This window comes from Exiguobacterium sp. SH0S1, assembly GCF_004337165.1.
GTDB lineage: Bacteria > Bacillota > Bacilli > Exiguobacteriales > Exiguobacteriaceae > Exiguobacterium > Exiguobacterium aurantiacum_A.
Genome location: NZ_SJVC01000001.1, coordinates 721,755 through 735,012, shown reverse-complemented (window position 1 = coordinate 735,012; position 13,258 = coordinate 721,755). Strand labels below are relative to the sequence as shown.

General features: G+C 56.1%; 12 protein-coding genes. 8 read left to right on the top strand and 4 right to left on the bottom strand.

All coding sequences use genetic code 11. The features are described 5' to 3' along the window. Positions 1-55: 55 nt before the first annotated feature. Both EVJ20_RS03730 and EVJ20_RS03725 read left to right on the top strand, forming a co-directional pair. On the top strand, positions 56-1,267 hold the full coding sequence (locus EVJ20_RS03730) for a hypothetical protein (RefSeq protein WP_131464974.1): 1,212 nt from the start codon (positions 56-58) through the stop codon (positions 1,265-1,267). After that, positions 1,264-2,403, top strand: coding sequence for a hypothetical protein (locus tag EVJ20_RS03725; protein WP_131464976.1), 1,140 nt, complete (start codon positions 1,264-1,266; stop codon positions 2,401-2,403). The genes EVJ20_RS03730 and EVJ20_RS03725 overlap by 4 nt, the downstream gene beginning before the upstream one ends. A 58-nt stretch (positions 2,404-2,461) precedes the next feature. On the opposite strand, the gene EVJ20_RS03720 is transcribed toward EVJ20_RS03725, so the two are convergent. Together EVJ20_RS03720 and EVJ20_RS03715 are read right to left on the bottom strand one after the other, a co-directional pair. Then, positions 2,462-3,472 (bottom strand): tyrosine-type recombinase/integrase, encoded by a 1,011-nt coding sequence (locus EVJ20_RS03720; protein WP_131505068.1) that lies wholly within the window; start codon positions 3,470-3,472, stop codon positions 2,462-2,464. A gap of 16 nt (positions 3,473-3,488) precedes the next feature. After that, positions 3,489-4,541, bottom strand: a complete 1,053-nt coding sequence (locus tag EVJ20_RS03715; RefSeq protein WP_131505067.1) for a GGDEF domain-containing protein — start codon at positions 4,539-4,541, stop codon at positions 3,489-3,491. Between the two features lie 352 nt (positions 4,542-4,893). Between EVJ20_RS03715 and EVJ20_RS03710 the strand changes: the two genes are divergently transcribed. The 3 genes from EVJ20_RS03710 (at position 4,894) to parC (ending at position 9,806) form a co-directional block, all read left to right on the top strand. Further along, a complete protein-coding gene (locus EVJ20_RS03710) occupies positions 4,894-5,298 on the top strand; it encodes a CoA-binding protein (RefSeq protein WP_131505066.1) in 405 nt (134 codons plus the stop codon). Positions 5,299-5,430: 132 nt separating this feature from the next. After that, positions 5,431-7,398 (top strand): DNA topoisomerase IV subunit B, encoded by a 1,968-nt coding sequence (parE, locus tag EVJ20_RS03705; protein WP_071397535.1) that lies wholly within the window; start codon positions 5,431-5,433, stop codon positions 7,396-7,398. Between the two features lie 2 nt (positions 7,399-7,400). Then, positions 7,401-9,806, top strand: a complete 2,406-nt coding sequence (gene parC / locus EVJ20_RS03700) for a DNA topoisomerase IV subunit A (protein ID WP_070327244.1) — start codon at positions 7,401-7,403, stop codon at positions 9,804-9,806. A 71-nt stretch (positions 9,807-9,877) separates the two neighbouring features. Here the strand turns inward: parC and EVJ20_RS03695 are convergent, their stop codons facing one another. Beyond that, entirely contained in the window at positions 9,878-10,387 is a 510-nt protein-coding gene (locus tag EVJ20_RS03695) for a DinB family protein (RefSeq protein ID WP_131505065.1), read from the bottom strand. A 173-nt stretch (positions 10,388-10,560) separates the two neighbouring features. Between EVJ20_RS03695 and EVJ20_RS03690 the strand changes: the two genes are divergently transcribed. The 3 genes from EVJ20_RS03690 to EVJ20_RS03680 are packed head-to-tail and all read left to right on the top strand — an operon-like array spanning position 10,561 to position 12,372. After that, positions 10,561-11,172 (top strand): NUDIX hydrolase, encoded by a 612-nt coding sequence (locus EVJ20_RS03690; protein WP_131505064.1) that lies wholly within the window; start codon positions 10,561-10,563, stop codon positions 11,170-11,172. A 15-nt stretch (positions 11,173-11,187) separates the two neighbouring features. Continuing rightward, a complete protein-coding gene (locus EVJ20_RS03685; protein WP_070327246.1) occupies positions 11,188-11,904 on the top strand; it encodes an MBL fold metallo-hydrolase in 717 nt (238 codons plus the stop codon). Positions 11,905-11,922: 18 nt separating this feature from the next. Beyond that, positions 11,923-12,372 carry a GNAT family N-acetyltransferase gene (locus EVJ20_RS03680; RefSeq protein ID WP_131507115.1) on the top strand — a complete coding sequence of 150 codons (450 nt, stop codon included), beginning with the start codon at positions 11,923-11,925 and terminating at the stop codon, positions 12,370-12,372. Positions 12,373-12,627: 255 nt separating this feature from the next. On the opposite strand, the gene EVJ20_RS03675 is transcribed toward EVJ20_RS03680, so the two are convergent. Beyond that, entirely contained in the window at positions 12,628-13,137 is a 510-nt protein-coding gene (locus EVJ20_RS03675) for a flavodoxin family protein (protein WP_131505063.1), read from the bottom strand. Positions 13,138-13,258: the final 121 nt, after the last annotated feature.

The window sequence follows — 13,258 nt, the reverse complement described above, 5'->3', positions numbered from 1 at the left end:
AAATTTCAGAACGAGTCAGTCAAGATGACGTGGCGACAGAAAGCGAGTGAGGCAGATGGAGACGATCAATTGGAAGAAGAAGATGGAGGAGCAGCTGAGGCGTAGCGGGTTTACGCTAGAGGTTGAGAATATGGCCAACATCGGAATGACGGAGATCCACGCGTCCTCGTCGCCGTTGATCTCTTATCCGCTCCGCATCCGGCTGTATGTGCGCATGGGCTGGCTCATGTGTACCGTCGATGCGACGACGGTCGACCGGAGCGAGGACCACCCGCTGTTCGAGCGGATGATCGCAGCGGTGTTCGAACGGATCGTCCGGCATCTCTACCACGCCTACGACTTCCACGTCTTGACCTATATCGGGAACACCGGCAACTATATCGCCCCGAAAGACTCGGATACGGGGGAGATCGTCCGGTTGCTCGCCCAAATCTGGAACGACCGCTCGTACTTGCATCTCGAGACGTATGAGGAGTTCCCGGCGCTATATGTGACGCCGCCTTGGGCGCATCAGGCGTACGCCATCGAGAGCACGGACGACGAGTGGATCATCTACGCGGGGCGCAGCGGCCGTCAAGCGACCGACTACCGGGCCGATGGGGTCGAACTGCGCCCCCACCGTCTCGCCGAAGGGGACCTGTTCTTTCCGGTCGACCGGATCTCGAAACAGCACGGACCGTTGGCGCTCGCCGAATGGCTCCGGCTCGAGCGCAGGGAAGTCGAAGACTTCATGCTCGCGTTCATGCGAACGATCCGGAAGTTCGACCCGTCGTTCGGGTTCGCCTGGGGCGGGACGGACACGTTCTTCCACGGCGTACCGGTCGAACCGTACGCCCAAGTGCTTCGGCTCGAGAGCGGGAAGCGCCGTTATCGGGTCATGAACAACTCGGCGAAGCGGCTGTTCGCGGTCGCCGACGACCCGGTCGTCTGTCTGAAAGAAGTCGAGCAGACGTTGCGCACGGTCCGTTTACCCGAGAACCGGGTCTCGGCCCTCGGACAGCTCGTCATGGGAGTGTGGCAGCAGTTCGAGTCCGATGAGTCGACCTATATTCAAGAAGTCGCTTATCGCGGCATCTCCAAGTTTCAAATCGAAGAGAAGATCGGCCACGCGCTCGCGAACCAGCAACGGATCCGCTGGGTCGAGAAGGCAGACTCTCACCAGTCGATCATCGAGTACGCCCACCTTCGGATCTCGTTCCCGAAACGTCCTCCCGGTATCGTCACAGTCGAACCGATCGAATCCACTTATGAAAGAGGTGCTCTATGAGAATCGTCGATGCACGTGCCATGTCAATCAGCCACGAAGACTTGATCGCCGTCACCGAGTCGTCCGTGTACTACCGTGAGAAGACGGGGGAGACGAGCTTTTCCATCTTTCGGTACGATGAAGCGGATGGCACCATCACGCAAATCAATCGCCGCGTCTTCGAAGACTATGGCATATCAAAACTGTTCATCAGCGCCGACCGTGTCTATTTTTTGAACGAGACCCCGGACCGGACCGGGGTCGTGAGCACGGAACTGATCGCGTTCGACTACCGTACAGGTGATGAAGAAGTGCTGACGACGTTCGAGAAACGGGGCAACAGCACGTTATACTGGGTGCTCGCCGACCGTTACTTCCTCTTTTTGACGAGTTTCGAGGCTACGGACGAGGCGTGGCTGTTCGACGCCGAGACGTCCCGCGAAGAACGTATTCGTGACGAGCGGCTCGTCGGCCATGCCGGGCGCTTCCGTGAACTGTATTTGTTCACGACGGAGCTCGAAGGCGTGTCTTACATTGTATGTAACGCACGGTTGGACGAGTTTGATTACTATGACGCGCTCGAATCGGGACGCATCTCACCCGATGACCCGATCGACCATTCCGAAGCGATTCTCATCTGTCCGCTCGACGAGGCGGTCGAGGCCGTTTGGTCGAAAGCGGACGAGATCCCGTTCGATGATTTGATCCGATTGCAAGGGGAGGGGGACACGGTCCAGTATCTCGGGGAGCGTGACAAAAAACTCCGGTTTGCGGCGTTCATCGACGCAGCCAATGAGGAGACGGTGTACGAACTGGCGGCACCGGACGTCCTGCACGAGCTCGCCGTCGTCGACTGGGGTGCCTATGAGCCGATCGATTTCACGTATGACGACGTCAGTTCGACCATCTTCATCAAGGTCGAAGAATCGATGGAGCATACGGAGTTGATCGATGCGACGACCGGGGCGAGATTTTTGGACACGTCACCGTTCGAACGGGTGCTCGACGCGAACTACTTCATCCACGAATCGGCCGATGGGCGCAACGGCGGGGTCAGCATCTTCAACTTGGAGGCGAACGAGCGACAGGCGTTCGAAGACGCTTATTATACGGTACTCGACGAGACGATCGTCATCTTGTCGACGAAACAACTGTAAAAGCACGGCCCTCTACGAATCGAGGGCCGTGCTTTTACAGTATGGTTTACATAATATATTATCGTAAACCGGATAACGCTTGTTTTTTCTTCTCGTCACCGATATGGGCATAGACTTGCGTCGTCGCCACCGACTCGTGACCGAGCAGTTGTTGGATCGTCAAGACGTCGACCCCGCTCATCGCCAACCGGGAAGCGAACGTGTGGCGAAGTTTGTGGGGCGTGACCTGCTTGTGGGTCAAGAACGGGAGATACGGTTTCAACCGGTCGATATGTCCTTTGAGCAGGTGTTGCACCGTCCTGACCGAGATGCGTCTTCCTTTCTCGGAACGGAACAGCGGCCCGTTCCCGTCTTGACGATGGTCAAGCAGCAACGGCTCGAGCGGGGAGGCGAGCGGGATGACCCGCTCTTTGTTCCCCTTCCCGATGACACGGATCGTCCCGGTCGCGAGGTCGATGTCGCTCCAGTCGAGCCCGACGAGTTCGGAGACGCGCATCCCGGTCAGTCCGAGCAGCTGGATGATCAGAAAATCACGGTCGCGGTTCCGTTCGTACCAGCTCGCCTCGCGGTCGGACATGCCGACGTTGCTGCGGACGAGCGTCGAGAAGTCGAGCCACTCGTGTTCCGTCAAATAGACCGGGTTCCGTTTGGCGCGCTTTGGACGCTCGACCGCTTGGAACGGGTTGTGTGACGCGATCCCGGACTCGATCAAGAAGTTGAACAACGACTGCATCGTCGACAACTTTCGGTTGATGACGCTCGGGGCGTTATCGAGCTCGAGCGCGAGATAGGACGCATAGGCATCCGCGCCCGCATAATCGAGTTCGACGAACGAGGCGAGGTCGACCGTGGTTGGGTCGACCTCGGATGCGCTCGCGGCCTCGACCCACCGGAAGAAGTCGAAGAAATCGTATAAGTACCGCTGCGCGGTCTGTTCTGAATAGTGTTTCGCGGCCAAATGGTTCAAGAAACGTTGGATGAAGCCGGGCATGCGCTCGTATCCGTTCAGCTTGAAACGCTGCGTCGTGACACGTGCCGGCGCTTGCCCGAGCTGGCGGAATATACTCAAAAAATCTCTCCTTTTGTTAACTGATCGATGTGACGATCCGGTCCTTGCCGGCCTGTTTCCCGGCCCTGAGGCGGTCGTCTGCTTCTTTGACAAGTGTGTCGACGGCCTCTAATCCGTCACGGCACGAGACGCCGAACGTCATCGTGACACTGAGGCGACGCCCGTCATAGATCGTCTCGGTCGTCTTGATCCGTTCCCGGAGACAGTCGAGCGTCTCTGCGACCTCATCTGCTGTCTGATTGCTCATGAACAGCAAGAACTCTTCTCCACCCCAACGGACACAGATCCCGTCGGTCCGCTCGAGGGCGGCGGCGACTTGTTTGAGGACGAGGTCGCCACAATCATGGCCGTGGCGCTCGTTGAACGCTTTGAAGTGGTCGATATCGGCGAGTGCGACGGCATATGGGCGGCCGTCTGCGACCGCTTCTGCGATGGCTTGCTCGATTCGTTGATAGCCGGTCATCCGGTTATACAGCCCGGTCAATCCGTCCCGTGAAGCGAGGACGTTCAAGCGTTCGTTCGACCGTTCTAACTCGGTCGTCACCTCGACGACCGAGTTCTCGAACACGAACGTCAGCCCGGCGATGAGTGCGATCGTCGACAGCAGACAAGTCAGCCCGATCACTTGCTCGATCATGGGGGCGAGCGGCTGTGTCCCGACCGTGACGTTCCAGTAGAGGAACCCGTAGATCGCCATCGCGAGCCCGGTCGACATGACGCGGACCAAGCGGCTGACGTTCGGCATGAAGAACACACCGTACGCCACCATGATGATGAAGTAATGGACGTTCGCGCCCCACCCGAGGACGATCGTCGAGATGATGGCGTTATAGACGACTTCGACGAACAGTCCGATAAAGAACGTCCGGTAGTACCGTTTATGTACGAAATAAAATGAGAGCGTGTAATAAAGAACGCTGAACACGTTCGACCAGGCGAGCACCGTGACGTCGAGACGCCAAAACGTGACCAAGAACACGACATGGATGAGCCATGCGAGCGCGTTCCCGTAAAAAGTGATGCGGTAATTATACAGTGTACCGCGACGTTCCTCATAGGCAGTCCCCACGTGAACACCTCCTCGTTCCAGTATACCGAAACTGTAAGGATTTGCCTACGCCTGTTCGAGAATCGAGTCAATCCACTCTCTGTAAACGTTGATTTCAGGACGTTATAATTGCGTGAAATAGATATTTCACGCAATGTTTATAGAAGCGTCGTTTGATTCGTTAAAACAGACATGGTGGCATCGTTCGATTTAAAAGCGAATCAATAGGGTGACAATACATTATTATGTAAACCACTATGAGGGATATAAACTTTTGTTTCGACAGCCGTTCATCCGTTAGGCGAAAATAAAGCTTGAAACGGGGAACGAGGTAACGTTACACTGAGAACGTAAACAAAAGGGGGATTTCAGGATGGACGACCAACGTTTGAAACAACATCTCGCTGAAGCGAAGACGATCGCTGTCGTCGGTGTGTCATCGAACCCGAACAAGACCGCCAATCAGATTGCGGAGTATTTGCTCCTGCACGGGTATACGGTCATCCCTGTCAATCCGACGCTTGAGACGTGGAACGGCCGCAAGGTGTATCCGACGGTCGAGAGCATCCCGGGACGAATCGATATCGTCGACGTGTTTCGCCGGAACGAATATTTGGCCGGCGTTGCCGAGGACGCGGTCCGTCATGGGGATGTCGGACTCGTCTTTAACCAGCTCGGTCTGTCGAGCAAGGACGCCGAACGAATCGTTCATGCTGCCGGACTTGACTACATCGAGAACCGGTGTATTTACGTCGAGCACGCTCGACTCCTCGGCTGAGACCTGCCCCTGCGGCAGGTCTACTTTTTTTCACGCGTCGACGGCGCGGAGAGGGAGGCTTGCCAGAATCCCGAAACAGCTATACAATTAGGTATGAAAAACGAACATGTGTTCGAAGATGAGGTGACTGACATGTCAACAAAACTATTTAATTATAATGAAGACGCCATCCAAGTGCTCGAAGGGCTCGCTGCCGTTCGGAAACGACCAGGGATGTATATCGGCTCGACCGACCATCGCGGGCTACACCATCTCGTCTACGAGATCGTCGACAACGCGATCGACGAGGCGCTCGGCGGTTTCGGTGACCAGATCGATGTGACGATCCATAAAGACGATGCCATCACGGTCCGTGACCACGGACGTGGTATGCCGACCGGGATGCACGCCTCGGGAAAACCGACGCCGGAAGTCATCTTCACGGTCCTCCATGCCGGCGGAAAGTTCGGCCAAGGCGGCTACAAGACGTCAGGCGGACTGCACGGGGTCGGCGCCTCGGTCGTCAACGCGCTCTCGAGCAAGCTGCTCGTCACGATCTATCGCGACGGCAAAGTGTTCGAGCAGACGTTCGCTGACGGCGGTGTGCCACAGACGACGCTCCTCGAGACGGGGAAAGCCCGCCAGACCGGGACGAGCGTCTACTTCAAGCCGGACACGACCATCTTCTCGACGACGACGTATAACTACGACACGCTCGCCGAACGGCTCCGGGAGTCGGCTTTCCTATTGAAAGGGTTGACGATCACGTTGACCGACGAACGCTCGGACAAGCAAGAGACGTTCCATTACGAGAACGGGATCGCCGAGTTCGTCCACTATTTGAATGACGACAAGGCGACGCTCCACCCGACCGTCTACTTCGAAGGGACCGAGAACGACATCGAGCTCGAACTCGCCTTCCAGTTCACGGACGCCTACTCGGAGAACGTGTTGTCGTTCGTCAACAACGTCCGCACCCGGGACGGCGGGACGCATGAAGTCGGCGCCAAGACGGCGATGACCCGGATCATGAACGAGTACGCCCGCAAAAACGGCTTGTTGAAAGAAAAAGACAAGAACCTCGACGGCGGCGACGTCCGTGAAGGCTTGACGCTCATCGTCTCGGTCCGGATCCCGGAGGAGTTCCTCCAGTTCGAGGGACAGACGAAGTCGAAACTCGGCTCGCCTGAAGCCCGCGCCAGCGCAGACGCCGTCATGGCCAAGCAGCTGACGATCTTCCTCGAGGAGAACCCGCAGATGGCGACGATGCTCATCAAGAAGGCGATCCGCGCGGCCCAGGCCCGTGAAGCGGCCCGGAAAGCGCGTGAAGAGGCGCGTAACGGCAAGAAAAAGAAACGCTCGAGCATTCTGAACGGGAAACTGACGCCGGCGACATCAAAAAATGCCGCCAAGAACGAGCTGTTCCTCGTCGAGGGGGACTCGGCCGGCGGTTCGGCCAAGCAAGGCCGTGACCGGACGATCCAGGCGATCTTGCCGCTCCGCGGGAAGGTCATCAACTCGGAGAAGTCGAAACTGAATGACATCATGAAAAACGAGGAGATCAACACGATCATCCACGCGATCGGCGCCGGGGTCGGACACGATTTCGACCTCAGTGACTGCAACTTCGACAAAGTCATCATCATGACCGATGCCGATACCGACGGGGCCCACATCCAAGTGCTCTTGTTGACGTTCTTCTTCCGTTACATGCGACCACTCGTCGAGGCGGGCAAAGTGTTCGTCGCCTTGCCGCCGCTCTATCGCATCTCGAAAGGGAAAGGCAAGTCGGAGCAATTCGAATACGCCTGGGACGAGGAAGCGCTCGAGAAACTCGTCAAAGTGTACAAAAAAGGCTATATCATCCAGCGCTACAAAGGTCTCGGTGAGATGAACGCCGATCAACTGTGGGAGACGACGATGAACCCGGACACACGGACACTCATCCGCGTGACGATCGATGACGCTGCCGTCGCCGACAAGCGCGTCTCGGTGCTCATGGGGGACAACGTTGCCCACCGCCGCGAATGGATCGAGGAGAACGTCGCCTTCGGCCTCCAAGAAGATGATTCGATCATCGCCAATGAACATGTGACTAAAGCGATTGAGGAAGTGATGTAACGATGTCGACGATTCAACACATTTTAAACTTGTCGCTCGAACAGGTCGTCGGAGACCGTTTCGGGCGTTACTCGAAATATATCATTCAAGACCGGGCGCTCCCGGACGCGCGCGACGGGCTCAAGCCCGTTCAGCGCCGGATCTTGTATGCGATGCACCATGAAGGCAACACGAACGACAAGGCGTACCGGAAATCGGCCAAGACGGTCGGGAACGTCATCGGGAACTACCACCCGCACGGTGACTCTTCTGTCTATGAGGCGATGGTGCGCCTGTCGCAAGACTGGAAGCTCCGCTACCCGCTCATCGACATGCACGGGAACAACGGCTCGATGGACGGCGACTCGGCTGCCGCGATGCGGTATACCGAGGCACGGCTGTCGAAGATCGCCGGTGTCATGCTGACGTCGATCGCCAAGAACACGGTCGACTACACGCCGAACTTTGACGATTCGACCGAGGAACCGCTCGTCTTGCCGTCACTCCTACCGAACCTGCTCATGAACGGGACGACCGGGATCTCGGCGGGGTATGCGACCGAGATCCCACCGCACAACTTGACCGAAGTGCTCAATCTCGCCATCGCCCGACTCGCCGGCGAAGTCGAGACACCGAATGACGCCTTCCGTTACATGCAAGGTCCCGACTTCCCGTCCGGTGGCACGGTCATGGGCAAAGACGGCATCTTGAAAGCGTTCGAGACCGGTAAAGGCAAGATCATCATCCGCGCCAAATCGGTCATCGAGCCGCTCAAGGGCGGCCGTGAACAGATCACGATCACCGAGCTCCCGTATGAGGTGAACAAAGCCAACCTCGTCAAGAAGATGGAAGAGCTCCGCCTCGACAAGAAAGTCGAAGGCGTCGCCGAAGTCCGTGACGAGACCGACCGGACCGGGGTCCGCGTCGTCATCGAATTGAAGAAAGAAGCGGACGCGGAAGGTGTGCTCCACTTCTTCTTGAAGCATACCGACCTGCAGCTCGCCTATAACTACAACATGGTCGCGATCGTGCAGCGGACACCGAAACAGCTCGGTCTGTTACCGATCATCGATGCCTATTTGAAACATGTCGAGGAAGTCGTCACCCGCCGGACGACGTTCGAGCTCGAACAGGCGAAGAAACGCGCCGAGATCGTCGACGCGCTCGAACAAGCCATCTCAGTGCTTGACGAGACGCTCGAACTGATCCGTTCGGCCAAGGACAAGTCCGAGGCGAAGCAGAAGCTCATGGATCGCTTCTCGTTCACGGACCGTCAAGCCGAAGCGGTCGTCATGCTTCAATTGTATCGTTTGACGAACACAGACATCGTCGAGCTCCAAAAAGAAGCGAAAGTGTTGCAAAAAGAGATCGCGCGCCTCGCCAACATCTTGAACGTCGACGCGACGAAGCGGAAACTCATCTCAAAAGAGTTGACGGCGCTCCGCGACGAGTTCGGTGATGAGCGGCGTTCGGTCATCGAGGCCGAAGTCGAAGAATTGAAACTGAAGACCGAGGTCATGATCGCCGTCGAAGAGACGATGGTGTTCGTCAGCCGTGACGGCTACGTGAAACGTTCGTCGATGCGCTCATACGGCGCCTCGAGCGAGGATATGCCGGAGATGAAACAAAAAGACCGGTCCGTCCTCCTCACCCAGGCGATGACGACCGATCACTTGCTCGTCTGGACGAACAAAGGCAGCTACCTGCTCATCCCGGTCCACCAGATCCCGGAGACGAAATGGAAAGACGCGGGCCAACACGTGGCCAACCTCGTGCCGATCGAAGGCGAGCAAGTCGTCTCGGCCGACGTCGTCTCGACGTTCGAGACGGACGCGCACTGCCTGTTCGTCACGAAAGACGGCATGGTCAAACGGACGCCGCTCCGTGACTATGACGCCCAGCGCAAGTCGAAGGCGCTCATGGCGCTGAAACTGAAAGGGGACGACGAGGTCGTCTTCGCCGGCATCAGTGACGGTCCAGGCCAACTCTTCCTCGTCTCTGAGCGTGGATACGGGCTTTGGTTCAAAGAAGACGACGTCCCGGTCGTCGGACAGCGTGCCGCCGGTGTCAAAGCGATGAACTTGAAAGACGGTGACGTCGTCGCCGACGCGTTCGCCTTCTTCACACCGCCGCTGTTCGTCCTCGTGACGCAACGCGGAGCGGTCAAGAAGATGAAGCTCGAAGACCAATTCGACTGCACGAACCGCAACTTGCGTGGCACGATGCTCATCCGTGAGGTCAAATCAAAACCGCACCAGATCCGCCGCGTGCTTCCGGTGCATGGGGATGAAACGATCCACATCGTCGGCAAAGAGACCGCGAAGACGGTCAACGCGAAACAACTGACACTGCTCGACCGCTACGCCAACGGCTCATTCGTCTTCGACGAGGAGACGTTCGGTGACATCGAGGACGTCTATCTCGATTGATTCAGCAAAAGCCTGCACACGCGACAGTATATGTCATGTGTGCAGGCTTTTTTTGTCTCTATTCGTCTTTGTCAGTCATGGAACGCTCTAAGATACCGTTCCAAGTCCGTCTGTTGCCGTAGATGATGGCGCGTGTGCATCTCGATGAGCGTGTACCACTCTTGCGCGTTCAACCAGCCGAAGCCGCCATGTAGCGCTTTACAGTTCGGGTCGGCCGCGTGAATCATCGGCGCACACTTCTCCAACCGTGTGATGAGGTCGTCAAGACGGCGTTTCAAAGCTTCACGGCTATCGGTATTGTCGGGCGGGCCGTTCATTTCGTCCGGTAGTTTGATTTTAATAGGGGGGAATCCACCGTCGCTAAACAACAGCTCCCCAAACTCGGTCTTCCCGAGCGGTTGGTGCTCAGCATTCGTCAGACACGCTTCCATCTCGTCTAGATACTCATGGGCGACGACGATGATATGGTCATACATCTGCCCGATCGACCAAACATCCGTCTTCTCCTTATAGCGGAGTTGATTTGATGAGTATTGGTCGAGGTCTTGCTTGAACCGGGACAACAATTCGATGGCGGTCATATGTCTCCTCCTTCTACTGCTACGGATGCTTCCGTCGAGTATACCATGAGCCGGGTGTCGTAAACTCCAGACTGGCGCGACAAATACTTTCTTGTGGGAGCGGGTATTATGAAAAGGAACAATCAAGCCCGATGGCGAATGGGATAAGCAGGACAAACGATGGAGGGATTTCTATGTCAGACTGGCTCACTTGGGCCAAACGGCTACAAGCACTGTCGCAAGCGGGCTTGACGTTCACGAAGGACGAGTTCGACCGTGAGCGCTATCTCGAGCTCCAGCAGATTGCGACCGATATGTTCGACCGACAGTCGAACCTCGCCTTGCATGAGATCACTGAACTGACGCACGTCAACGGCTATCCGACACCGAAGCTCGACGTACGCGGTGTCGTCTTCCGAGACGACGAGCTGTTGCTCGTGCGTGAGCGGTCGGACGGGCTATGGACGCTGCCAGGTGGCTTCTGTGAGGTCGGGCTGTCACCGTCAGACAATATCATCAAGGAAATCGGGGAAGAGGCAGGCTTTGATGTCGCCCCGATGCGCCTCGTCGCCTTGTTCGATATGCACCGTCACCCGCACCCGCCGTTGTCACAACATTATTATAAACTGTTCATCGAGTGTGAGCTGATCGGCGGGGAAGCTCAAGTCAGCCATGAGACGAGCGAGGTCGGCTTCTTCTCGCGTGACGCCTTGCCGCCGTTGTCGCTCGCCCGCAACACGCTCGAACAGCTCCATATGTGCTTTGACGCCCGGTGGCAGGACGATTGGGTCACACTGTTCGACTAGGAAAGGGGAGGTCTTATGAAAGTCACACGGATTGAAGATGTCCACCAGCTGACGTTCTATTCACCCGTCTTGCCGATCAACGTCCAATTGATCGAGAAAGAGCTCGGCCTCGTCTTGATCGATACCGGGTTGAAGCAGAACGCCGCTGACATTTTAACGTATATCGAGGCACAAGATCGCCCCCTCCTCGCGATTCTGCTCACCCACGCCCACGGGGACCACGTCGGTGGGGTCGATACGATCCTGAAGGCGCATCCACACGCCGAGCTTTACGTCTCACGCCGTGACGCCCGCTTGTTAGCAGGGGACCGAACGACGGACTCAGGTGAGCGGCCACTCAACATAAGAGGCTCGTTGCCGCCGATCCGGTCGCTACCGGACAAGCTGCTCGACCCGGGTGAGCGGCTGTTCGGTCTTCGCGTCTATGCCGCCGCCGGCCACACCCCGGGCTCGATCGCTTATTTCGATGAACAGCATCGCCTGTTGTTCGCCGGTGACGCGTTCCAATCACATGGGGGAGTCGCAGTGGCAGGGGACACGCGTCCGTTGTTCCCGCTCCCGGGTCTGGCGACATGGGACAAGCGGGCCGCGGTCGACCATGCCGAGCGGTTGCTTGACTTGGCGCCGCGTCATACGTTCGTCGGCCACGGCAAAGCGCTTGAAGGCACACATCGGCTCTATTTGGCACTGAAACGAGCTAAGCGTAAGCAAGCCCGTCGCTTTTCACGATAATCTTTGGGGGTATGACAGATGGAGTTACGGGAGATTCAGACGACGGATTACCGGCAAGCCGAGCAAATGCTCGAGATTCAACGGAACGCCTATGCGGTCGAGGCCGAACTGATCGGATTTGACGAGATCCCGGCCCGATATGAGACGGTCGAAGTCATTCAAAACTTGCCGGGTCTGAGCTACGGCTTATACAACGAGGAGCGGATGATCGGGTTTGTGACGATCGAGGCGGCCGAGAACACGGTCGAGATCACGAAGCTGTGCATCGATCCGACATACTTCAGGGCGCGGCTCGCGACGACGTTGTTAGAACACGTGCTCAGTCTACACGAGGACAAACTTGTCTACGTGCATACCGGCAAACATAACGGTCCGGCCAAACGATTGTATTCGAAGCTTGGCTTCGAGCCGAGTGCCGAGTTCGAACCGGAACCAGGTGTCACATTGATCCGGTTTACGCGAATTTGATCCCGATCTCATAATTTCAGATTCTGTCTCACTACTTTAAGTATACTAAAGGATTGAGACGGAGTTTTATTTTTACTGATAATATATGTTATGTAAACTAATAAAATTTGAACCGATTCCTCGGTAGTTTTCAGGACTCACCTGCTTCCCACGTTCACGTGATCAGTTATGTCGGCAGGTCGTGCTTCCCTTAGCCACCGATTCGTTTTGTTTTTCCTCGCTCAGACGTTGGCACAGCTTGATTCCGTTCAGATTTTATAAAATGCCTCCTCTTTTCAGCCAGTCATAGATCGGTTTCTGGACATCCTCAAGTGCAATAGGAATGTTCGTCTTGGGATCCCATTTTGTCGTTATCGAAATACTGCCCATCACTTTTCCGCCTTTCTTCTCAATCCTTTTTGTAATTGAGTCGATAACCTGTTGGGGAACTTTTTCATCACCTTTAGTTATGCACAGCCAAACTTTCTTGTTCTTAAAGGAAGTCTCTTTTAAGTATTTATTGATGGCCGGGGGCGTCTTTCCTGCCCAGACTGGGGTTCCTAGGAATAGATGCTCATATTCTTTTAATGCAAAGTCCATTGGCATGATAACGCCTCTCAGACCAAAAAACGCTCCCATTGCTGCACCGGCGATGTTACCGAGTTTTCGCTTCTTTTTATCTTCGATTCTTTGAATGTCAAACTCTGTAAGCCTTTGAATTTCTTTCGCGACTACTTCTGTACTGCCGATCCATGAGTAATACACAATCAAGCTACTATTCTTCATTATGTCACTCCTTCCATCGTTTTTAGTTTTCCCTCCCTCTATCTACAGAGGAAATACCCTTAAACGATGGCAAAGAACCTAACTGTCCTCGCCTGTTCTTGGACAGGGTAGCATAGGCCTT

Coding starts and splice junctions, on each gene's coding strand:
- EVJ20_RS03730 (WP_131464974.1), top strand. CDS start 56: ATGGAGACGATCAATTGGAAGAAGAAGATGGAGGAGCAGCTGAGGCGT.
- EVJ20_RS03725 (WP_131464976.1), top strand. CDS start 1,264: ATGAGAATCGTCGATGCACGTGCCATGTCAATCAGCCACGAAGACTTG.
- EVJ20_RS03710 (WP_131505066.1), top strand. CDS start 4,894: ATGGACGACCAACGTTTGAAACAACATCTCGCTGAAGCGAAGACGATC.
- parE (WP_071397535.1), top strand. CDS start 5,431: ATGTCAACAAAACTATTTAATTATAATGAAGACGCCATCCAAGTGCTC.
- parC (WP_070327244.1), top strand. CDS start 7,401: ATGTCGACGATTCAACACATTTTAAACTTGTCGCTCGAACAGGTCGTC.
- EVJ20_RS03695 (WP_131505065.1), bottom strand. CDS start 10,387: ATGACCGCCATCGAATTGTTGTCCCGGTTCAAGCAAGACCTCGACCAA.
- EVJ20_RS03690 (WP_131505064.1), top strand. CDS start 10,561: ATGTCAGACTGGCTCACTTGGGCCAAACGGCTACAAGCACTGTCGCAA.
- EVJ20_RS03685 (WP_070327246.1), top strand. CDS start 11,188: ATGAAAGTCACACGGATTGAAGATGTCCACCAGCTGACGTTCTATTCA.
- EVJ20_RS03680 (WP_131507115.1), top strand. CDS start 11,923: ATGGAGTTACGGGAGATTCAGACGACGGATTACCGGCAAGCCGAGCAA.
- EVJ20_RS03675 (WP_131505063.1), bottom strand. CDS start 13,137: ATGAAGAATAGTAGCTTGATTGTGTATTACTCATGGATCGGCAGTACA.